This is a genomic window from Nonomuraea sp. WAC 01424 (assembly GCF_003947315.1).
Taxonomy (GTDB): Bacteria; Actinomycetota; Actinomycetes; order Streptosporangiales; family Streptosporangiaceae; genus Nonomuraea; species Nonomuraea spiralis.
This window is the reverse complement of the sequence record NZ_QHHZ01000002.1, coordinates 171,924-192,657: the sequence shown is the minus strand read 5'-3', so window position 1 is coordinate 192,657 and position 20,734 is coordinate 171,924. Positions and strand designations below refer to the sequence as shown.

General features: G+C 71.5%; 21 protein-coding genes, 1 tRNA gene and 2 riboswitches. Of the genes, 11 read left to right on the top strand and 11 right to left on the bottom strand.

Annotated elements, in window-relative coordinates:
* The first annotated feature begins 94 nt into the window (after window positions 1-94).
* Together murI and DMB42_RS06195 are read left to right on the top strand one after the other, a co-directional pair.
* Window positions 95-919: a glutamate racemase gene (murI, locus tag DMB42_RS06200; protein ID WP_125631551.1), complete on the top strand. Its 825-nt coding sequence runs from the start codon at window positions 95-97 to the stop codon at window positions 917-919.
* Window positions 916-1,668, top strand: a complete 753-nt coding sequence (locus tag DMB42_RS06195; protein WP_125631549.1) for an MBL fold metallo-hydrolase — start codon at window positions 916-918, stop codon at window positions 1,666-1,668. The genes murI and DMB42_RS06195 overlap by 4 nt, the downstream gene beginning before the upstream one ends.
* Here the strand turns inward: DMB42_RS06195 and DMB42_RS06190 are convergent.
* Entirely contained in the window at window positions 1,653-2,891 is a 1,239-nt protein-coding gene (locus DMB42_RS06190) for an MFS transporter (protein ID WP_260477522.1), read from the bottom strand. The two genes, DMB42_RS06195 and DMB42_RS06190, sit on opposite strands and share 16 nt — an antisense overlap.
* A gap of 68 nt (window positions 2,892-2,959) precedes the next feature.
* On the opposite strand from DMB42_RS06190, the gene rph reads away from it, so the two are divergent.
* From rph to DMB42_RS06165, 5 genes are all read left to right on the top strand, one after another.
* A complete protein-coding gene (gene rph, locus DMB42_RS06185; protein WP_125631546.1) occupies window positions 2,960-3,679 on the top strand; it encodes a ribonuclease PH in 720 nt (239 codons plus the stop codon).
* On the top strand, window positions 3,676-4,266 hold the full coding sequence (gene rdgB / locus DMB42_RS06180; protein ID WP_125631544.1) for an RdgB/HAM1 family non-canonical purine NTP pyrophosphatase: 591 nt from the start codon (window positions 3,676-3,678) through the stop codon (window positions 4,264-4,266). Before rph ends, rdgB begins: the two co-directional genes overlap by 4 nt.
* A 46-nt stretch (window positions 4,267-4,312) precedes the next feature.
* Entirely contained in the window at window positions 4,313-5,923 is a 1,611-nt protein-coding gene (locus DMB42_RS06175; RefSeq protein WP_260477521.1) for a molybdopterin-dependent oxidoreductase, read from the top strand.
* Between the two features lie 118 nt (window positions 5,924-6,041).
* Window positions 6,042-7,391: a toxin glutamine deamidase domain-containing protein gene (locus tag DMB42_RS54795; RefSeq protein ID WP_260477520.1), complete on the top strand. Its 1,350-nt coding sequence runs from the start codon at window positions 6,042-6,044 to the stop codon at window positions 7,389-7,391.
* 2 nt (window positions 7,392-7,393) lie between these two features.
* The gene (locus DMB42_RS06165; RefSeq protein ID WP_229824242.1) at window positions 7,394-7,657 is read left to right on the top strand and encodes a hypothetical protein; all 264 of its coding nucleotides are present in this window, start codon (window positions 7,394-7,396) and stop codon (window positions 7,655-7,657) included.
* Between the two features lie 200 nt (window positions 7,658-7,857).
* On the opposite strand, the gene DMB42_RS06160 is transcribed toward DMB42_RS06165, so the two are convergent.
* The 6 genes from DMB42_RS06160 to bcp form a co-directional block, all read right to left on the bottom strand.
* Entirely contained in the window at window positions 7,858-10,347 is a 2,490-nt protein-coding gene (locus DMB42_RS06160; protein WP_125631540.1) for an ABC transporter permease, read from the bottom strand.
* Between the two features lies 1 nt (window position 10,348).
* Window positions 10,349-11,101 carry an ABC transporter ATP-binding protein gene (locus DMB42_RS06155; RefSeq protein WP_260477519.1) on the bottom strand — a complete coding sequence of 251 codons (753 nt, stop codon included), beginning with the start codon at window positions 11,099-11,101 and terminating at the stop codon, window positions 10,349-10,351.
* A 107-nt stretch (window positions 11,102-11,208) separates the two neighbouring features.
* Entirely contained in the window at window positions 11,209-11,859 is a 651-nt protein-coding gene (locus DMB42_RS06150; RefSeq protein WP_125631536.1) for a response regulator transcription factor, read from the bottom strand.
* Window positions 11,859-12,944, bottom strand: a complete 1,086-nt coding sequence (locus DMB42_RS06145) for a sensor histidine kinase (protein WP_260477518.1) — start codon at window positions 12,942-12,944, stop codon at window positions 11,859-11,861. The genes DMB42_RS06150 and DMB42_RS06145 overlap by 1 nt, the downstream gene beginning before the upstream one ends.
* Before the next feature lie 483 nt (window positions 12,945-13,427).
* A tRNA-Leu gene (locus tag DMB42_RS06140) sits at window positions 13,428-13,510 on the bottom strand.
* A gap of 84 nt (window positions 13,511-13,594) precedes the next feature.
* Complete coding sequence (gene bcp, locus DMB42_RS06135) at window positions 13,595-14,068, bottom strand: thioredoxin-dependent thiol peroxidase (RefSeq protein ID WP_125631532.1); 474 nt, start codon at window positions 14,066-14,068, stop codon at window positions 13,595-13,597.
* A 152-nt stretch (window positions 14,069-14,220) separates the two neighbouring features.
* On the opposite strand from bcp, the gene DMB42_RS06130 reads away from it, so the two are divergent.
* The gene (locus DMB42_RS06130; protein ID WP_125631530.1) at window positions 14,221-14,553 is read left to right on the top strand and encodes a DUF3618 domain-containing protein; all 333 of its coding nucleotides are present in this window, start codon (window positions 14,221-14,223) and stop codon (window positions 14,551-14,553) included.
* 19 nt (window positions 14,554-14,572) lie between these two features.
* Here DMB42_RS06130 and DMB42_RS06125 read toward each other — a convergent pair whose 3' ends face one another.
* Window positions 14,573-15,766: an amino acid deaminase/aldolase gene (locus DMB42_RS06125; protein WP_125631528.1), complete on the bottom strand. Its 1,194-nt coding sequence runs from the start codon at window positions 15,764-15,766 to the stop codon at window positions 14,573-14,575.
* Window positions 15,767-15,921: 155 nt separating this feature from the next.
* Between DMB42_RS06125 and DMB42_RS06120 the strand changes: the two genes are divergently transcribed.
* From DMB42_RS06120 to DMB42_RS52985, 3 genes are all read left to right on the top strand, one after another.
* A complete protein-coding gene (locus DMB42_RS06120; RefSeq protein ID WP_125631526.1) occupies window positions 15,922-16,500 on the top strand; it encodes a DUF6286 domain-containing protein in 579 nt (192 codons plus the stop codon).
* The gene (locus tag DMB42_RS06115) at window positions 16,497-17,012 is read left to right on the top strand and encodes a hypothetical protein (protein ID WP_125631524.1); all 516 of its coding nucleotides are present in this window, start codon (window positions 16,497-16,499) and stop codon (window positions 17,010-17,012) included. Before DMB42_RS06120 ends, DMB42_RS06115 begins: the two co-directional genes overlap by 4 nt.
* 194 nt (window positions 17,013-17,206) lie before the next feature.
* Entirely contained in the window at window positions 17,207-17,350 is a 144-nt protein-coding gene (locus DMB42_RS52985) for a hypothetical protein (RefSeq protein ID WP_185844487.1), read from the top strand.
* 62 nt (window positions 17,351-17,412) lie between these two features.
* On the opposite strand, the gene DMB42_RS06110 is transcribed toward DMB42_RS52985, so the two are convergent.
* The 3 genes from DMB42_RS06110 to gcvT are packed head-to-tail and all read right to left on the bottom strand — an operon-like array spanning window position 17,413 to window position 20,320.
* The gene (locus tag DMB42_RS06110) at window positions 17,413-18,789 is read right to left on the bottom strand and encodes an L-serine ammonia-lyase (RefSeq protein WP_125631522.1); all 1,377 of its coding nucleotides are present in this window, start codon (window positions 18,787-18,789) and stop codon (window positions 17,413-17,415) included.
* Window positions 18,790-18,848: 59 nt separating this feature from the next.
* Window positions 18,849-19,238, bottom strand: a complete 390-nt coding sequence (gcvH, locus tag DMB42_RS06105; RefSeq protein WP_125631520.1) for a glycine cleavage system protein GcvH — start codon at window positions 19,236-19,238, stop codon at window positions 18,849-18,851.
* Window positions 19,235-20,320: a glycine cleavage system aminomethyltransferase GcvT gene (gcvT, locus tag DMB42_RS06100; RefSeq protein WP_125631518.1), complete on the bottom strand. Its 1,086-nt coding sequence runs from the start codon at window positions 20,318-20,320 to the stop codon at window positions 19,235-19,237. The genes gcvH and gcvT overlap by 4 nt, the downstream gene beginning before the upstream one ends.
* Window positions 20,321-20,354: 34 nt before the next feature.
* Window positions 20,355-20,454, bottom strand: a riboswitch (glycine riboswitch).
* A 20-nt stretch (window positions 20,455-20,474) separates the two neighbouring features.
* Window positions 20,475-20,572, bottom strand: a riboswitch (glycine riboswitch).
* Window positions 20,573-20,734 lie beyond the last annotated feature (162 nt).

Below are 20,734 nucleotides of genomic sequence, written 5' to 3'. Positions count from 1 at the left end.
CAGGGCTGGTGTGAGCAACACAACAGTCCCGCCTTCACCAGGTGTGAGCATTCTTACGCAGTGTTGATCGCGCAGGTCGCCTACCCTCTAGAACGTGCCGGACGCGAGTATTGGGATCTTCGACAGCGGGGTCGGCGGCCTGACGGTCGCCCGCGCGATCATCGACCAGCTGCCGAACGAGGCGATCACCTACGTGGCCGACACGGCACGCCAGCCGTACGGGCCGAAATCCATCGCCGAGCTGCGCGCCTACGCCCTTGAGGTGATGGACCACCTCGTCGGCCAGGACGTCAAGATGCTCGTCATCGCCTGCAACAGCGCCAGCGCCGCCGTGCTGCGCGACGCGCGCGAACGCTACGACGTACCGGTCGTCGAGGTCATCCAGCCCGCCACCAGGCGGGCCGTGCGCGCCACCCGCACCGGCCGGGTCGGCGTGATCGCCACCCGGGCCACGATCGAGTCGCTGGCCTACCACGACGCCTTCACCGCGGCCCCCGACGTGCAGCTCACCGGCGTGGCCGCCCCCCGCCTGGTGGAGTACGTCGAGCGCGGAGAGACGATGAGCAAGGAGCTCATCGACGTGCTGCGCGAGTACCTGGAGCCCATCAGGGACGCCGGCTGCGACACGCTCATCCTCGGCTGCACCCACTACCCGCTGCTCACCGGCGCGATCTCCTACGTCGTGGGAGACGGGGTCACGCTGGTCTCCAGCGCCGACGAGACGGCCAAGGACGTCTACCGGATCCTGCACGACCACGGACTGGCGGCGGGAGGCGAGGCCACCCCCCGGCACCGCTTCCGCGCCACCGGCGACACCGAGCTCTTCGCCCGCCTCGGCAGGCGATTCCTGGGCCCGGAGATCGATGTGGTCGAAGTCGCACCAGTGGGGGGTACTACCTTTAGCGGGAGGCCCACATGAAGGTGACCATCGTCGGATGCTCGGGGAGCTACCCCGGTCCCGACAGCCCCGCGTCCTGCTACCTCGTCGAGGCCGAGGGGTTCAGGATGCTGCTCGATCTCGGCAACGGGTCGCTCGGCGCGCTCCAGCGCCACATCGGCCTCTACGACGTGGACGCCATCTGCCTGTCCCACCTGCACGCCGACCATTGCCTCGACATCTGCGGCTACCACGTCGCCCGGACGTACGGGCCCGACGCGCCCTATCCGCTCGTGCCCGTCTTCGCGCCCGAGGGGGCAGCCGCCCGGCTCGCGGCCGCGTACGGGATGCCGGAGGAGCCCGGGCTGGAGACCGCCTTCGCCTTCACGCCGCTGTCGCCGGGGTCGTTCGAGGTGGGGCCGTTCACCGTCACGGCCGGCCTGGTGAACCATCCGGTCGAGGCGTACGGGTTCCGGGTGGCCAGCGACGACGTGTGCATGGCGTACTCGGGGGACACCGGGGAGTCGGCCGAGCTGGTCAAGCTGGCGGCGGGGGCCGACCTGCTGCTGTGCGAGGCGTCGTTCGTCGAGGGCCCCGACCTGCCGCCCGACCTGCACCTGACCGGTCGCCAGGCGGCCGAGCACGCGGCCAAGGCGAGCGCGGGACGGCTCGTGCTCACCCACCTCGTCCCGTGGAACGACAACGCCCGGGTGCTGGAGGACGCCTCCAGAGGCGGCTACGACGGGCCGGTCGAGCTGGCGCGCAGCGGCGCGGTCTACGACTTGGCCTGAGCCTCGTCGAAGTCGCGTAACCACGGCAGCGGCGAGAACAACAACGGCACGAACGACACGAGCCGCCCGATCATGAACACCCATAAGGCCGTCCGCACGCCGATCTCCTGGGCGACGAACCCGCCGAGCAGCGCGCCCAGTGGGATCGAGCCCCACATGAACGACCTGAACGAGGCGTTGACCCGGCCCAGAAGATGCTCGGGGACCGTCGTCTGCCGGTAGGTGATCAGGCCGACGGTGCTCAGCGCCGAGCTCCACGACAACGCGATCGAGGTGATCGCGAAGAACGCCACCCGCCAGTCGGCCTGCGTCATCGGCAGCAGCAGGGCGAAGGGCGCCGGCACGGTGAGGGAGAGCCACGTCATCCTGGCCGTGCCGATCCTCCTCGACAGCACGCCGCCGAGCAGGCCCGCGGCCACGCCGCCGAAGCCGCCGGACATCAGCAGCACGCCGATGAGGCCGGGCGGCAGCCCGACGTCCTCGGCCAGGAACAACACCGACAGGCCGAGCACGGCGCCGACCGTGACGTTCGCCGCGATCGACGCCGCGGCGAACATGCGCATCAGGCGGTCGCGCCAGACGTACCGCAGCCCCGCGCCGATGCCGCGCAGCAGCGGCTCGCGCACGCCCGCGGCGGGCGGCTTGTCGGGCGTCCTGATCGAGCTGAGGAACACCGCCGACGCCAGCGCGCCCAGCGCGGTCGCGAGCATCGTGCGCGGCGCGCCGAGGAGCTGCACCAGCGCGCCCCCGATGCCGGGACCGGCCAGGAAGCCGCCGGAGCGCACCACCTCCAGCTTGGAGTTGCCGTCGCCGAGCTGCGGCGTGCTCACCAGGTTGGGCAGGTACGTCTGGTCGGCCACGTCGTTGAACACCTGCGCCACACCGGCCAGGAAGGCGACCGTGAACATCATCCCGATCGACAGCACACCCAGGTGCGCCGCCAGCGGAATGCTCGCCAGCAGCACGAACCTGGCCAGGTCGGAGACCACCATCACCCGGCGCCGTCGCATGCGGTCGACCCACACCCCCGCGGGCAGGCCGAGCAACAGGAACGCGGCGGTCTGCAGCGCGGACAGCAGAGCCACCTGGGCAGGGCCCGCATGCAGGGCGACGACAGCCACCAGCGGGAGGGCCACGCGCGAGATATTCGCTCCCAGTTCGTTCCCCACGTGCGAAGTCAGGAACCGGAGGAAGTCAGGGTTTCGCAACACCCCCGTTGTCATTGCGTAAGGATCCATGTGTCGGACACATTTGGTCAAGAGTGTCGTGGCGCGGAGATAGGGTGAACTGCATGTCCCGACAGGATGGCCGCAACCCCGACCAGCTACGCCCCATCACCATCACCCGGCGATGGCTGGCGCACGCCGAAGGTTCGGTGCTGGTCGAGTTCGGCGGCACGAGGGTGTTGTGCGCGGCGTCGGTGCAGGACAGCGTGCCGCGCTGGCGCAGGGGCAGCGGGCAGGGCTGGGTTACGGCCGAATACGCGATGCTTCCGCGCGCGACCAATACCCGTAACGATCGTGAATCGGTCCGCGGCAAAATCGGCGGGCGCACCCATGAGATCTCCCGGCTGATCGGAAGATCATTGCGCGCGTGCGTCGATTACAAGGCGCTGGGCGAAAACTCCATTCTGATCGACTGCGACGTCCTTCAGGCCGACGGCGGCACCAGGACCGCCGCGATCACCGGCGCCTACGTCGCGCTCGCCGACGCCGTCGCGTGGATGAAGGCCCGCAAGATGTGCCCCGGAGACCCGCTGATCGGCTCGGTCGCGGCCGTGTCCGTCGGAGTCGTCGGCTCGGTGCCCATGCTCGACCTGTGCTACACCGAAGATGTCGCCGCCGAGACCGACATGAACGTCGTGATGACCGGCGAGGGCTCCTTCGTCGAGGTGCAGGGCACCGCCGAGGGTGTGCCCTTCGACCGGGCGGCCCTCGACCAGCTCCTCGACCTGGCCGCCGCCGGGTGCGAGGAGCTCAAGCTGATCCAGCAGGAGGCGCTGGGCGCATGAGGATCGTGCTGGCCACCCGCAACCCGGGCAAGATCGCGGAGCTGCGGCGCATCCTCGCCGGGTTCGAGATCGTCGGGCTGGAGGAGTTCCCCGAGATCGGCGAGGTCGCCGAGACCGGTGTCACCTTCGAGGAGAACGCGCTGCTCAAGGCCCATGCCGTCGCCAAGGGCTCCGGACTGCCCGCCGTGGCCGACGACTCCGGGCTCTGCGTCGACGTGCTCAACGGCATGCCCGGCGTCTTCTCGGCCCGCTGGTCGGGGCGCCACGGCGACGACCAGGCCAACCTCGACCTGCTGCTCGCGCAGGTGTCCGACGTGCCGGCCGAGAAGTTGGCGGCGCACTTCGCCTGCGCCGCCGCGCTCGCGCTGCCCTCGGGCGAGCACCGGGTCGTGGAGGGCACGCTGCCCGGCCACCTCGTCACCACGCCGCGAGGCACCAACGGCTTCGGCTACGACCCGATCCTGGTGCCGCTCGGCCACGACCGCACCACCGCCGAGCTGTCCCCCGACGAGAAGGACGCCATCAGCCACCGGGGCCGCGCCTTCCGCGCGCTGGCGCCGATCGTGCGCGACATGCTGGGCTCGTAACCACCGCGTAAGAACCTCGTCGCGGTCGGCGACGTAACGTCGTACCGTGCAGAAGAACGATTCGGTGCCCGCCTGGGCGGGTGCCCTGGCCGGGCTGACGGCCGGCGCGCTGGCGCTCGGGATCGCGCAGCTCGTCGCCGGGTTCGCGGGGCCCGCGACCTTTCCCGTGGTGGCGGTGGGCGACGCCGCGGTCGACCTGACGCCCGCGCCGGTCAAGGACTTCGCGATCAACACCTTCGGGGAGAACGACAAGACCGTTCTCGTCGGGGGTGTCCTGGTGGTGCTCGCCGGGATCGCGGCCGTGATCGGGGTGCTGGCCAGGCGGCGGCTCGCGTACGGGTTCGCGGGGCTGGCCGTGTTCGGGGTGGTGGGGGTCGTCGCGGTGCTCACCCGTCCGGGTGCTCGGGCGGCGGACGTGTCGCCGACGGTGGTTGGGGTCGTCTGCGGGGCGGCGGCGCTGGCCTGGCTGATCCGGCGCGCCGGCGGCCCGAGTCCGGCACCCGACCACGACACGGTCCCGGCGTTCAGGCAGGGGGGCGAGGGGGTCGAGGGGCGACCGCCCGTAATGCGGGCCGGGGGCGCGGGGCGCGGGTTCGACCGGCGGGGGCTGATCACGGGGGTGGCCGGCGGGGTGGTGGTGGCCGGGGCGGCCGCCGCGCTGGGACGGGAGCTCGGCGGGCGGCGGGCGCTCGACGAGGCACGGATGCACATGGCGCTGCCCAAGCCCGCGACGCCCGCCAAACCCCTCCCGCCCGGAACGGACTTCCGCATCCCCGGCCTTTCCCCCTTCATCACGAAAAATCGGGACTTCTATAGGGTTGATACGGCGCTCGTCGTCCCCCAGGTGGACCCGCGAACGTGGACGTTGCGCATCCACGGCATGGTGGACCGGCCCGTCGAGATCACCTACGAGGAACTGCTCCGCCTGCCCCTCACCGAGGCCGACATCACCCTGACCTGCGTCTCCAACGAGGTGGGCGGCCCGTACGTCGGCAACGCCCGCTGGCTGGGCGTACGCATGCCCGACCTGCTGCGCCGGGCCGGGCTGCGGCCGGACGCCGACATGCTCCTGTCCACCTCGTCCGACGGTTTCACCTGCGGCACGCCCGTGGACGTGGTGATGGACGGCCGCGACGCGCTCTTCGCGATCGCGATGAACGGCGAGGCGCTCCCCGTAGAGCACGGCTTCCCCGTCCGCCAGGTCGTGCCCGGCCTGTACGGGTACGTGTCGGCCACCAAATGGGTGGTGGACGTCAAGGTGACCAGGTTCGACCAGGACGAGGCGTACTGGACGCCACGCGGGTGGGCCGCCAAGGGGCCGATCAAGACCGAGTCGCGCATCGACGTACCGAAGGCGGGGGACTCCCTGGCCGCCGGGCGCGTCACGATCGCCGGGGTGGCGTGGGCGCAGCACACCGGGGTGGAGGCCGTCGAGGTGCGGATCAACGGCGGCGAGTGGCGGCAGGCGCGGCTGGCCGCGCTGGCCGGCCGGGACACCTGGCGGCAATGGGCGCTCGACTGGGACGCCACGCCGGGGGCGCACACGATCGAGGCGCGGGCGACCGACGCGGCCGGGCGTACCCAGACCGAGCGGCAGGCGCCGCCCGCGCCCGACGGCGCCAGCGGCTGGCCCACGATCACGGTGCAGGTGGCCTGATTCGCTGGCGTTCTCGCAGGTAAGGCCGGTGGCCCTGACCGACAATCTTCCTGACTTCCCCCTCCGCGGCCTGACGGCGGCCCTACGATCGGTCGTCGAGTAGGACAGGAGGCAGGACGTGTTCCGCGAGCGTGAGTCGAGCGTCCGGTGGGTCCTTCCGGAGGGGCAGTACAACCCGGTGGTGGGGGAGGGGGTCCGGTGGCTCGACTACGAACGTGCCGCCGAGGACGCCCCCGGCGACGTGCCCGCCACGACGGAGGCCCCTTCCTCCCGTGAGGGCTCGGCCCCTTTAACGCCCTGCGCCGCTCCCTCGGGCCACGGGCCCCCGGAGGCCCCGACGTCCCGTCCTCCCGCGCAGGGCCCGCCCGCCTCCCATGGCGACACCCCGAACGCCCTGGCCGCCGCCCTGGACGTCCTGACGGGGCTCGCCACTTCTTCGGGGACCGCACTGACGGGTCCCCATGCGGGCGACCGGGAGACCGGCGGGTCGGCGACGCCGGGCGGGGCTCGTTCGACGTCCGCCCCCGCCGAGGAGGACGGTCCGGACGGCGCCACCGCGTCCGACACCATGTCCGCCGCCGAGCCGAGCACGCCCCCGGCTCCCGCGGCGAACCCCGAATCGTGGATCTGGCACTCCGGCGGCCCGAACGGGCACGACACAGCCACGAGCACCCCGCCGGAGCCCGGCACCACCCCCGTCAGAACCTCTCCCACACAGGGATTCGGGGCGGCGGTGCGGGGGATGCGCCGGCTGGAGCTGGGGGAGGTACGAGGGAGCGGGCCCGTCCCGGGGAACGGGCGGCATCCGCTCGACGTCCGGGTCGACCGGGGCAGGAACAACTCCGACGGAGACTGGTTCGAACGCGAGCGCAGGCCGCCGAGGCTGACCGAGTGCCGTCCGTACGGGCTGCCGGGCGGGCTGGCACAACCGGACCCGCAGGTCGAGCAGGACCTGGCCCAGGCGCTGGAGCCCGGCACCAGGTTCCCCGACCCGCGCGGCACCTGGGTCAGGCTGATCAACGGCGGCGGCCCGGCGGACGACCCGTTCCGGGCCTCCAACGCCGCCGACTGCGCCCTGGCCGTGTTGTCCACCTGGCACGGCGAGCCCGCCACCGCCGCCCCCCGCCTCCCCGAGTACGACCGCATCGGCCGTCCGCTGCTCACCGGCGAGCAGGGCGGCGCGGCCAGGATCGAACGGTGGACCGGCCAGCGTTTCCAGTACGCGGGCCAGGGCCGGCACGCCTACCCCATGGTGGCCCGGCGGCTGCTGGAGGCCGGGCACGGCGCGAGCGCCGTCATCGTGGTGCGCTGGCCGGGCGGCGGCTCGCACGTCTGGAACGCGGTCAACTCCGGCAGCGAGGTCATCTGGATCGACGCCCAGCGCGGGCACATGTCGGTCGAGCCGCCGTACGCGACGGTGACCGGGGTGTTCTGCATGATCCTCGACCGGCAGGGGCGGCCGCGGTGAACATGGACCAGGCCAGGGCGCTGGCGGAGGAGTACTTCAACGGGACCCGCCCGCCGGACGACCCGCTCTCGGTGGGCCTGTACGGCTTCCATGACGGATATGTCGCCTGGATCCGGGAGCTCGACCCCGACGATCCCACCACGTTGCCGGACACGGTCGGAGGGGCCTGCCTCGTGATCGACAAGGCGTCCGGCGAGGTCGTCGTCCGTCCCCTGCTCGACCCGGAGACCGTCGCCGAACTCTGGCCGGGCCGCACCCCACGCTGACCCCGGCCCCGCGCCGGGCGCCGACCCCGCGCCGGGCGCCGACCCCGCGCCGGGCGCCGCCCCCGTAGGGCGCCCGGCCTGCGGACACGAACATGGCCGCGCGGCCTCGGCGTCCCCCATGACACCGTCCCACGAGGCCGCGCAGCCTCTTGCTCGTACCCTCTATCCCGATTTTTCGCTTTTATTCGGTTTTATCGGGATCAACCCGTCGCCAGCGAGCCCACGATGGACGCCCTGGCCGCCCGCCGCGCCGGCACCACGGCCGCCAGCACGCCCGCCAGCCCGGACAACACCACGAACAGCACGATCTGCCCGACCGGCGCGGAGAAGACCGCCCCGGGCAACATGGCCCGTACCGCCGCCCAGCCGAACACGGCGCCGAGCGCCACCCCGACCAGCGCCCCGAGCAGCCCGAGCACCAGCGCCTCGACCGAGAGCATGCGCCGGAGCTGCGGCCGGGTCAGCCCGAGCGCCCGCAACAGCGCCGACTCCCTGGTGCGTTCGTGCACGGACAACGACAGGGTGTTGGCGATGCCGAGCAGCGAGATCAGGATCGCCAGCCCGAGCAGTCCCGTGACGATCATGAGCAGCATGTCCAGGGTCTCGTCGAACTGCCCGCGTACCTCGGTCGAGCTCGACATCTGGACGGTGGGATAGGCCGCGATCGCGGCGTTGACCACCCGGCGCGCCTGCTCGGCCGCCACCCCGTCGCGGATGTTGATCATCACGCGGGAGTCCGGCACCCGGTCGTAGTAGGTGTCGAACGGCCGCTCGGCGACGGTGAGGGCGGGCAGCGCGGAGTTCGTCCCGACGAGGACGGCGACCACCTTCAGCGGTACGGCCCCGGCCCGCTGGGTCCGGACCGTGACCGTGTCGCCGACCTTGACGCCCAGGGCGGAGGCCGCGTAGTCGAGCAGCGCGACCTGCCCGTCGGCCAGGCCCGCCATCGAGCCGGAGGCCACCTCGGAGGTGAGGGGCCCGTGGTAGGTGCCGATGTCGAACCTGCGCGCGCCCACCTTGCCCGGCGTCTCGCGGATCTGCAGCACCGAGGCCAGCTCGGGCCGCCCGCGCAGCTTCTCGGCCACCGACCGGGGGACGCCGGTCTCGCGTACCTGTCCGGCCAGCATGTAGTCGACCGGGAACTGCTCGTCGAGCTTGTTCCACACGGTCAGCCGGGTGGAGGCGCTGAGCACCGAGATCAGCGTCATCAGCGTGACGCCGATGGTGAGCGCGACCGTGGTGGTCGCGGCGCGGCGGGGGTTGCGGGCCGAGTTGTCCAGCGCCAGGCGTCCCGGCACGCCGAACAGCTTGGCCGGGATCCAGCCCACCATCGCGCTCAGCGGCTTGACCAGCACCGGCCCGAGGATCAGCACGGCCAGGAAGACCAGCGCGCCCCCGGCCATCACGACGAACAACGTGCTCGGCTCGCCCGGCGGCAGCTTCGCCACGCCGAACGCGGTCGTACCGGCTCCGGCCAGCAGGAACAGCCCGGCGAACAACCAGCGCAGCAGGCCGGTGCGGAAGTCCTGCTCCTCCGGCTGGGCGAGCAGCGCCGCGACCGGCGGCACTCGGGTGGCCGCGCGCGCGGGCAGCAGGGCCGCGAACAGGGTGACGACCAGGCCGACGGCCAGGCCGATCCCGATGGTGCCCGGCGTGAGCGCGACCGCCGCGTCCGTCGGCATGGGGGCGTCGAACGCGGCCAGCAGCGTCAGCGCGAGCACGGCCAGCCCGTACCCGGCGAGCAGGCCGAGCGCGGAGGCGAGCAGGCCGACCGCGAAGGACTCCAGCACGATCGAGCCGAACACCTGCCCGCGCGTCGCGCCGATGCAGCGCAGCAACGCCATCTCCCGCGTGCGCTGCGCGACGAGGATGGTGAAGGTGTTGTAGATGACCAGCGCGGCCACCATCATCGCCACGGCCCCGAACAGCAACAGGCCGATCGTCAGCGTACGCATCGACAGCCCGGCCGAGGCCGCCAGGTCGTCGGCCAGTTCGGCGCCGGTCTTGACCTCGTACGCGCCGCCGAGCGCCGCCGCGACGGCCTGCTTCAGCCCCGGGGCCGAGCCGGCGACGTCGATCTCGCGGTAGCCCTTCGCGCCGGTCATGCGCTGCGCGGTGGCCGAGGTGAAGCCGACCGCGCCGGTGAAGGACAACTCCTGGTCCACACCGGGGTCGAGCAGGCCGACCAGCCTGAACTCGTGCCGGGCCTGCTTGCGGTCGAGCACGGTGATCGTGTCGCCGAGCCGCAGGCCCTGCGACTTCGCGGTGTTCTTGTCCAGCACGGCCGCCTGGTCGTCGGTGCCGGGGCAGGCGCCCGAGACGATCGAGGTACGGTCCAGCGGGCCGGGGACGATGGAGAGGGCCGTGGTCGGGCTGCCGCCGACCGCCCTGCCGTCCTTGCCGAGCAGCGGCGCGGGGTCGCGGATCAGGCCCTGCGCCTCGGTCACGCCCGCCAGGGCGCGTACCCGTTCGAGGACCTTCTCCGGCAACACGCCGTCGCGCTCCTTGGGCAGGACGGCCACGTCCACCTTGTCCGCGTCGGCCGTGACGCGCTGGGAGAAGCCCGCCTGGATGGTGTCGTTCAGCACGAACGTGCCCGCGATGAAGCCCACCCCCAGCGTGATCGCCAGCGAGGTGAGCAGCAGCCTGAGCGTGTGCGCCCGCAGCCCGGCCAGCGCCGTCTTCAGCACCTCAGCCCTCCAGCTTCATGAGCGTGTCCAGGACGGCCTGCGGCGTCGGCCCGCTGACCTCGGTGACCAGCTCGCCGTCACGCAGGAACACCACCCGGTCGGCGTACGCCGCCGCGACCGGGTCGTGCGTGACCATGACGATGGTCTGGTTCAGCTCGCGGACCGAGGTGCGCAGGAAGGACAGGATCTCCGAGCCGCTGCGCGAGTCCAGGTTGCCCGTGGGCTCGTCGGCGAAGATCACCCGTGGCTTGCTGATCAGCGCCCTGGCCACGGCCACACGCTGCTGCTGGCCGCCCGACAACTGCGTCGGCCGGTGCCCGAGCCGGTCGCGCAGCCCCACGGTGTCGATGACCCGGGCGAACAGCTCCTCGTCCGCCTGCCGGGCGGCGATGTCCAGGGGCAGCCTGATGTTCTGCTCGGCGGTCAGCGTGGGCAGCAGGTTGAACGCCTGGAAGATGAAGCCGATCCGCTCCCGGCGCAGCAGCGTGAGCTGCCGGTCGGCCAGCCCGGTCAGCTCCACGTCGCCGATGTGCACGGTGCCCGAGGTGGCGGTGTCGAGACCGGCCAGGCAGTGCATGAGCGTCGACTTGCCGGAGCCGGAAGGGCCCATGATCGCGGTGAAGGCGCCGGTCGCGAACGCCACGTCCACGCCGCGAAGGGCGTGGACCTCGGCGTCGCCCTGGCCGTACACCTTGGTCAGGGCCTTGGCCACCACCGCGGGCGGGGCCGCGCGCCGGGAGTCGGTGAGGGTCACTTTCACTCCTTGTCGCAATATTTCGTCGCGACCAACGCTAGGAGTGGAAAGTTCAGGACTTGTGGGTCCTGAGGAGGGACTTCGTGTAGGACCTCAGACGACCCCCGTCAACCTTTCGGCCGATGCGAGGGCACGACCAGCCCCGCCTCGTACGCGTACACGACCACCTGGGCCCGGTCGCGCAGCCCCAGCTTGGCCAGCACGCGGCCCAGATGCGTCTTCACGGTGGCCTCGGCGACCTCAAGACGGTTCGCGATCTCCATGTTGGACAGGCCGCGGGCCACCATGAGCAGCACCTCACGCTCGCGCGGGGTCAGCTCGGTCGCCGCGGGCAGCTCCTCCACGGGCAACTGGGCGGCGAACCGGTCCAGCATCCTGCGCAACGTACGCGGCGAGACCACGGCGTCGCCCGCGTGCACCAGCCTGATCGCCTCGACCAGGTCGGCGGGCGGCACGTCCTTCAGCAGGAACCCGGCCGCGCCCGCCTTGATCGCGGACAGGGCGTACTCGTCGAGGTCGAACGTGGTCAGGATCAGCACCTTCGGCCCGTCGATGTGCCTGGTCGCCTCGACGCCGTCCATGCGCGGCATGCGCACGTCCATGAGGACGACGTCCACCTCGACGCGCTCCAGCAGCTCCAGGGCCGCGACGCCGTCGCCGGCCTCGGCCACCACGTCGATGTCGGGCTGGGCGCCGAGCACCATCTTGAACCCGGCCCGCAGCAGCTCCTGGTCGTCGACCAGCATCACTCTGATCATCACGCCGCCCTGATCATCGGGAGCCGGGCCAGCACCTCGAAGCCGCCCCCCGAACGGGGGCCGGCCGACACCGCGCCGCCGTACATGCCGACGCGTTCGCGCATGCCGATCAGGCCGTGCCCGTCGGGGCTGGGCGGCGCGGCGGCGCCCCTGCCGTCGTCGGTCACGCGGACGACCAGCTCGGGGCCGCCGTAATCGATCTCGACGAGCGCCCGGACGTCGGGGCCGCCGTGCTTGAGCGCGTTCGTCAGGGCCTCCTGGACGATGCGGTAGACCGCGAGCTGCTGCCCTTCGGGCAGCTCGCCGGGCATGCCGCCGATCCGCAGGCTCGTGGGCACGCCGGCGCCGCGTACCAGCTCTTCGAGCTGGCCCAGGCCGGGTTGCGGGGTGTAGTCGGTGTCGTCGTCCTCGCTCTCGCGCAGCACGCCGACCATCCTGCGCATCTCGGCGAGCGCGGCCCGTCCGGTCTTGGAGATGTTCCGTACGGCCAGCCGGGCCTGTTCGGGGTCGCTGTCGAGGGCGAAGCCCGCGCCGTCGGCCTGGACGACCATCACGCTGACGTTGTGGGCCACCACGTCGTGCAGCTCCCTGGCGATCCTGGTGCGCTCGGCGGCCGCGGCCATCCTGGCCTGCTGGTCCCGTTCGCGTTCGGCCCGCTCGGCGCGTTCCTCCAGACCTTCCAGGTAGCGCCTGCGGGTGTTGGCGTACAGGCCGGCGAGCCAGATGGTGACGACGAAGATCGAGCCGCTGAAGAACATGCCGAAGGTGGCGACGGACCAGTTCACCAGCGCCAGGAAGATCCCCAGCTCGGCCACCAGCCCCGCCGCCAGCGCCCACCGGAACGCGCACTCGGAGGCGACCGTCCACAGCGCGACCATGACCGCGAGGTTGGCCGGCATCGGATCGACGTGCGCCAGCCACTGACCGAAGGAGACCAGCGAGACCACCGCGAACGCCGCCAGCGGCCTGCTCCGCCACAGCAGCGGCAGCAGCAGGAGCGCGGAGAGCGCGATGTAGCCGGCCACGCCCAGGTACCTGCTGCCCTCGGAGGGGTTCAGCGAGGCGTAGGGAATCGCCAGGAGCAAGCTCAAAAGGGCGAGGGGGGCGACCCGCAGGACGCTCACCAGCCCGCCATGGCGCCTCGACCACGCCCGTACCCTGCCGAACACATCCTCACGATATGTAAGCCACGCCGGGGGTTTGTCCGCCTAGAGGGGGAAGTCCGCGTACGACCCAGGTCTTACATGGGTCTTACGGCGGACACGGCATTGTGGTTCATGGGAGCGCCCCTCGCGGGCGAGTAAAGGGAGATCGTGATGGCGGATCATGATCGCGACGCCGGGTCGCGCGGTGAAGAGGAAGCACCGCGCGACCCGACCCCCGGACCGCGCGACACCGAGCAGCTCACCTAGGGAAACCTCGGCCACGGCCCCCACCAGAGACACCGCCCGGGCTCTTCGAGAACCTTCGCGACCGCTCCGACAGGGCTGGTCGTCGGCGCGCCGGCGGCGCGCGCTCTCACTGTGCTTCGCCCCGCGCGGCTGATCACGAGCCGGCGCGGGAGCGTGTGCGGGCGGGGGGACTCGAACCCCCACAGTGTCTCCACCAACAGGACCTAAACCTGCCGCGTATGCCATTTCGCCACGCCCGCGGTCCCGCCGAGGCGGGCTGGGGACAGTTTAGCGCTCCGGCCGAGGCCGGGCAGCAGCCTTTCCGGGAGACCGCGGGCCGGGGCTCAGGCCAGGCCGAGCTTCTTCTTGAGCGAGGCCACGTGTCCGGTGGCCTTCACGTTGTAGAGCGCCTGCTCGATCTTCCCGTCGGCGTCGATCACGAACGTCGAGCGGATCACGCCGATCATCTCCTTCCCGTAGAGCTTCTTCGGGCCATAGGCGCCGTACGCCTGGTGGACGGTCAGCTCGGGGTCGGACAGCAGCGGGAAGGTCAGGGCGTCGCGGGCGACGAACTTGGCCAGCTTCTCGGGCTTGTCCTTGGACACGCCGAGGACGACGAAACCCTCGTCCGTCAACTGGCTGAGGTTGTCGCGGAAGTCGCAGGCCTGTTTGGTGCAGCCCGGCGTCATCGCGGCGGGGTAGAAATAGAGGATCACCCTCTTGCCGCGGAGGTCGTCGAGGGTGACGGTGCCGCCGTCGGCGGTGGGTAGCGTGAACTCGGGCGCGGGGTCGCCGGGCGCGAGCTTGGTGTCTGTCATGAGGCCCTCCTGAGTTCTCCCGGCAAACCTACCGGCCTGGCCGCCGTGCCGTACGGCATGACGACCTGACAGACTGATCACGACCAGAACGGACGGAGCTCGCGACGGACCGCGTAGCGGGCGCGACCACGCGTACGGTCGAAAGGAGAGCCATGGCTGACACCGATCCAGACGAGTTGGAGCGGCGGATCGCGCGCACGCGCGCGGAGTTGGCGCAGACGGTCGACGCCATCGCCGACCGGGTGAGCCCCAAGCGGGTCGCCGAGCGTACGGTCGCCGATGTCAAGAGCAGGGCGGGCCACTTTGTGGCGTCCGTGGGGGACGCCCTCGGGGTGACCGCCCGCCCGGTCGACTATGGCGACAAGCCCGAAGGGGTGTGGGAGGACGAGCAGCCCAACCTGGCGCCGGTGCTCATCGGCGTCGGCGCGGTGCTGGTCGTCGGCGCCGCGATCGTCCTGTTCCGGCGCTGGCGTCGCCGGCGCTGAGCACGTGCCGGGGGCGGGGTCAGAGGAACGTCCTGCCCTCGCCCCGGTACGTGGGCACCGACTCGGCCACGGTGTCGCCGTCCACGAGGTGGAGGGTGTCGAAGCGCTCGCACATCTCGCCCGCCTTGGCGTGCCTGAACCACACCCGGTCCCCGACCCGTAGATCCTGGGCGGCCTGGCCGAGCAGCGGGGTCTGCACCTCGCCGGCACCCTCGTCCTGCGCGTACCGCAGGCCGGCGGGCAGGTAGGGCTGCGGCAGGCGGCTCGGTCCGGGCGGGCCCGAGGCGAGGTAGCCGCCGCCCAGTACCGTCACCGTGTCCGGCCCGGGACGGCGGACGACCGGCAGCGCGAACAGGGCCGCCGGGCGCCCGCTGAAGCGCCGGTAGAAGTCGAACAGCCGCGGGTGGAAGAAGCCCGAGCCGGCGGCGACCTCCGTGATCGCCTTCTCCCTGACGGTCGTCTCGATCGAGCCGGTGCCGCCGCCGTTGACGAACTCCAGGTCGGCGACCTGGCGTACGGCGTTCACTATGCGCCCGCGGCGGACGATCAGCTCCCTGGCCGACCGGGCCTGCATGATCCGGACGACCCGGGCGAAGGCCGCGTTGCCGGGCGGGTCATCGCCGACCCCCGCGATCTGCGCCTCGTACGCCATCAGGCCCACCAGGCGGAGGCCGGGGCGCTTGCCGACGGCCGTGGCCAGGTCGGCGGCCTGCTCGGGCTCGCGTACGGGGGAGCGGAGCGCGCCGGCCCGGAACTTCCCGCCCAGGGTGACGTAACCGGCGTCCAGGTCGAGGGAGAGCCGCAGCTCGGCTCGCGGGTACACGTCCGACACGGCCTTCTCGATGAAGTCGAGCTGCTCGCGGGAGTCGACGGTGATCGCGATCCGCTCGGCGGCCCGCGGGTCGGCGGCCAGCTCGGCCAGCGCGTGCCGGTCGGCCGTCGGATAGGCCACCAGGATGTCGCTGAAGCCCTCGGCGGCCAGCCACAGGGCCTCGGGGAGGGTGAAGGCCAGGATGCCGCGGAAACCGTCCATGGCGAGGATGCGTTCGAGGACCGCGCGGCTGCGTACGGACTTGCTCGCCACCCGGATGGGCTTGCCCGCGGCTCGGCGTACCAGGTCGGCCGCGTTGGCCCGCATGGCCGCCAGGTCGAGGATCGCGAAGGGCGGTTCAAGCGCCACGGTGGCGCGGTCGTAGCGCTGGCGGTCTTCCATACCAGCAGGGTAACGGCATATGGGGCGAATGAATATGAGGGAGGTTCACATTCCTTGGTGCGCCCGTAATGATCGGGCAAATCGGCGGCGAGGGCGCGGTCGCGGGCCCTGAGGACCCATGTACGTCTGTCGTTGTGATGACCACGCTTCAGCAGATGGTGCCCGCAGCCATCACCGCTCAGCACACCGGTCTGCGCAGGGCCAGGAGGGCGCTCAGACCGGCCCGTACGCTCCCCGGCGCCCTCGTCGCCCTCGCCCTGGCCGCCGGGCTCGGCGCGACGACCGCCGAGGTGGTGACGTCGCTGCTCGGCAAGCCGCTCGGCTGGGTCCCGCTGAACGAGGCGATCGAGCTGGCCGGCGCGCGGACGTGGCCGCAGGTCTCCTCCGCCGCCCTGGTCACCGCCGGGGCCGGGATGCTGATGCTGCTGCTCGCGATCGTGCCGGGACGTTCCCGTACGGTCCCGGTCGAGACCTCCGACCCCCTGATCGTCATCGGCATCACCCGGGCAGGGTTGCGCCGGACCCTGCGGTCGGCCGCCCAGCAGGTGAGCGGGGTGGACCGGGCCCGCGTACGGCTGCGCCGGCGCACCATCGAGGTCACCGTCGTGACCGGGCCGGAGAGCTCGGGCACCATGCTCAGGCAGGTCGGTACGGCGGTCGGCGACCGGCTGGCCGGAGTCGGCACGCTCGGCACCGGCGAGGTCGTCGTCCGGCTGCGCAGGAAGGGCGTGTGATGCGGCAGTACGCGGGCAACCGCGTCGGCCTGGCACTGGTCGGTCTCACCCTGCTCGGCGCGGGCGGTTACGCCTGGCTGCGCGGTCAGGGCCGGCTCTTCGACCTGCCGCGCAACGCCAAGGTCCTGCCCGCCGAGCTCGCCCGTACGCTGGCCGAGGATCCCTGGACGCTGTGGCTGCTGGCCTTCGCGCTGCTGATCCTGTCCATGCTGGCCCTGCGCTGGTTGCTGCTCAGCGTCGGCTGGGGCCGCCGGGGCGTGGCCAACGGCACCGGCACCGCCATGTTGTGCGTCGGCCTCAAGGGCGTGGACGGGCTCGGCAGGGCCGGCGTACGGTTCGCCGACAACGGCCTGCGTGTCCACCTGACCTGCCCGTCCGACGCCGACGTCGGCGCGGTGGTGAGCAAGCTGGACCAGGACATCGTGGGCCGCGTCCGCCGCGAGGTACGCGACGACGAGACGCCCGCGGTCGTCCGCGTCCACGTACGCCGCCAACGGGCCGAACGCCGCTGACCCGTCACCCCCAGCTCAGCCGTCACCCCCAGCTCAGCCGTCATCCGAAGGGAGAAGGCGCAGTCCGCGCCTTCGTCGTCGAATCCGATCGGGAGGTCGTCATTCACCGCATCATCGGCGCGTTCGCCGCCGCCGCCCTCACCATCGCCCTCGCCACGCCCGCCGCCCAGGCGGCGCCGGACGGCGGCGTCCCGTTGTTCCCGTGCCGGACGGGGGACGACGGCCAGACCCACTGCGTCGGGGACCACCTGGCCGGCCTGCTGCTGCAGGCGCTGAATCCCGAGTTCGGCCTGATCTGCGTGAACAGTCACTTCACCACGATCATCTGCCGGCACTGAGACCCGGCCGCGAAGACCCAGGGCCGCGAGGACCCCTCCCGTGAAGGAGGGGTCCTCGTGGTTCAGCACTCGATCACGTTGACGGCCAGGCCGCCCCGCGAGGTCTCCTTGTACTTGTCCAGCATGTCGCGGCCGGTGTCGCGCATGGTCTTGATGGCCTTGTCCAGGGCCACGTAGTGGCGGCCGTCGCCGCGCAGGGCGATCCTGGCGGCCGTGATGGCCTTGTTGGAGGCCACGGCGTTGCGCTCGATGCACGGGATCTGCACCAGGCCGCCGATCGGGTCGCAGGTCAGCCCGAGGTTGTGCTCGATGCCGATCTCGGCGGCGTTCTCCACCTGCTCGGGGGTGCCGCCCATGACCTCGGTGAGGCCGGCCGAGGCCATCGAGCAGGCCGAGCCCACCTCGCCCTGGCAGCCGACCTCGGCGCCGGAGATGGAGGCGTTCTCCTTGAACAGCACGCCGATCGCGGCGGCCGTGAGGAGGAAGCGCACCACGCCCTCGTCGTCGGCGTGCGGGACGAACTTGGTGTAGTACGTCAGCACGGCCGGGATGATGCCGGCGGCGCCGTTGGTGGGGGCGGTGACGATGCGGCCGCCCGCGGCGTTCTCCTCGTTGACGGCCAGGGCGAACAGCGCCACCCAGTCCATCGCCTGGAGCGGGTCCTTCTCGGCCGACTCGGCCTGGAGGCGCCGGTGGAGCTGGTTGGCCCGGCGCTTGACCTTCAGGCCGCCGGGCAGCACGCCCTCCTTGGTGATGCCGCGCCGTACGCAGTCGGACATCACGCGCCAGAGGTTGAGGATGCCGGAGCGGATCTCCTCCTCGGTACGGCCGAACGCCTTCTCGTTCTCCAGCATGAGGGCGGAGATCGACAGGCCGGTGTTCGAGCAGTGCTTGAGCAGCTCCTCGCCCGAGGCGAACGGGTAGGGCAGGACGGTGTCGTCGGGCTTGATGCGGTCGGCGCCGGTGGCCTTCTCGTCCACGACGAAGCCGCCGCCGACCGAGAAGTAGACCTTCTCGCGCAGGGTGTCGCCCTGCTCGTCGTAGGCGGTGAAACGCATGCCGTTGGGGTGCTCGGGCAGGGAGATCTTGCGTTCGAAGACGAGGTCCTGGCCGACGACGAACGGGATCTCGTGGCTGCCGAACAGCTTGACCGTGCCCGAGGCGCGCATCTCGGCCAGGCGGGCGTCGATGGAGTCGACGTCGACCAGCTCGGGCTTCTCACCGGACAGGCCGAGCAGGACCGCCTTGTCGCTGCCGTGGCCCTTGCCGGTCAGGCCGAGCGAGCCGTACAGGATGACTTCGACCCGGGCCGCACGGGGGAGCAGGCCGTCGTCGTGCAGACCGCGGGCGAACTTGTGCGCGGCGGCCATCGGGCCGCCGGTGTGGGAGCTGGACGGTCCGATGCCGATCTTGAAGAGGTCGAAGACGCTGATCGCCATTGATGGGCGCCCTTCAGTTCAGGATGTGCCGGGGCCCGACCCGGGCCCCGGCGGTTGGGTCAGGACTCGCCTGAGGTGAGTGCGGCGTACTCCTCGGCGGACAGCAGGTCCTCCGGGTCGCCCTCCATGCGGACGCGGAACATCCAGCCGTCGCCGTAGGGCTCGCTGTTGGCCAGCGACGGGTCGTCCACGATGGCCTGGTTCACCTCGACGATCTCGCCGCCGACCGGCGAGTAGATCTCGCTCACCGACTTGGTGGACTCGACCTCGCCGACCGAGTCGCCCGCCTCGACGGTCGCACCGACCTCGGGGAGCTGCACGAAGACGACGTCCCCAAGGGCTTCGGCGGCGAAGGCCGTGATGCCGACGGTCACGGTGATGCCGTCGTCCACACCCGACACCCACTCGTGTTCCTTGGTGTAGTTCAGGTCGTCAGGGATGTTGCTCACTTGTTCCTCCTGTAGAAGGGCAGCTCGACCAGGTCCATAGGTTCTTGGCTGCCCCGGATGTCCACGGCCAGACCTTCGTCTGCTCCGGCGTCGACGTAGGCCATCGCGATGGGCTTGCCCAGGGTCTGGGAGGGCGCACCGCTGGTGACCTCGCCGACGACGGCGCCGTCTCGGGTGACCGGGTAGCCGTGGCGCGGCACCCGGCGGCCCTTGGCGACCAGGCGGCGCGGGCGGCGGCGGGGCGGGTCGTCCTTGACCGCCTCCAGCGCCGCCCTGCCGACGAAGTCACCGGGCTTGTCGAATTTCACCACTCTGCCCAGCCCCGCGTCGAACGGGGTCAGGTCCGAGCTCAGCTCGTTGCCGTAGAGCGGCATGCCGGCCTCCAGCCTGAGGGTGTCGCGGCTGGACAGGCCCGCGGCCTTGATCCCGTACGGCTCGCCCGCCGCTTCCAGGGCGTGCCAGAGCGGTACGGCGTCCTGGTTGGCGACGAACAGCTCGAAGCCGTCCTCGCCGGTGTAGCCGGTGCGGGCGATGAGCGCCTGGCGGCCGTCGACCACGCCGGGCAGGCCCGCGTAGTACTTGAGGCCGGCGAGGTCGGCGTCGGTGAGCGTGGAAAGGATCTCCTGGGCCCGCGGGCCCTGGATCGCGATCAGGGCGTACTGCTGGGAGCGGTCGTCGACCACCGTGTCATACGACTTAGTACGATTTTTCAGCTCATCCGCGACTTTTTCGGCGTTCGAGGCGTTGGCGACCACCATGAACTCCTCGTCGGCCAGCCGGTAGACGATGAGGTCGTCGAGCACGCCACCGCGCTCGTCCACGATCATCGTGTACCTGGCGCGGCCGGGCGCGAGCGCCGACAGGTGGCCGACCAGCGCGTAGTCCAGCGCCTCGGCGGCCTGCGGCCCGGTCAGGAAGATCTCGCCCATGTGCGAGAGGTCGAACAGCCCGGCCGCCTCGCGGACGGCTTTGTGCTCCGCCGACTCGCTGCCGTACCGGAGCGGCATGAGCCACCCGGCGAAGTCGGTCAGCGTGGCGCCTAGGGCCTCGTGGACGTCTCGTAGCGGCGTAGGTCGGGACATTTGTCGCACCTCAGGACAGGATCGGATGCCAGCATCCTCCCCCTCTGTCATGGATGCCTGAGAGCTTCGCCCGAGTTTTGCCGGACTTTCACCTTCGGCGAGGCCGCTCGGGCCTGCTTTCCAGAGGTCACCTCCCCGTAAGAACGCCTTACAGGGCTGCCGCGCGGTCCTTTGCCTTGAGAGGTTCGCGGGGAGGGCTTGCTCCTTCAGGGACCCTGACCGGCTGTCAGGGTGCTCTCCCGCACGGTTTCGCCGGTGATGTCCGTCAGCCTAGTGCCGACATGGGGGTGTTGTCGCGCTTCGATCCCGTACACCGCACGCAGCGAAAAGCGGCCGCGGCCCCGGAGAGGCGGGGCCGCGGCCGCGTTGGTGGCCGCGCGCGAGCCGGTCATGGCAGGTCAGCTCGCACGCGGC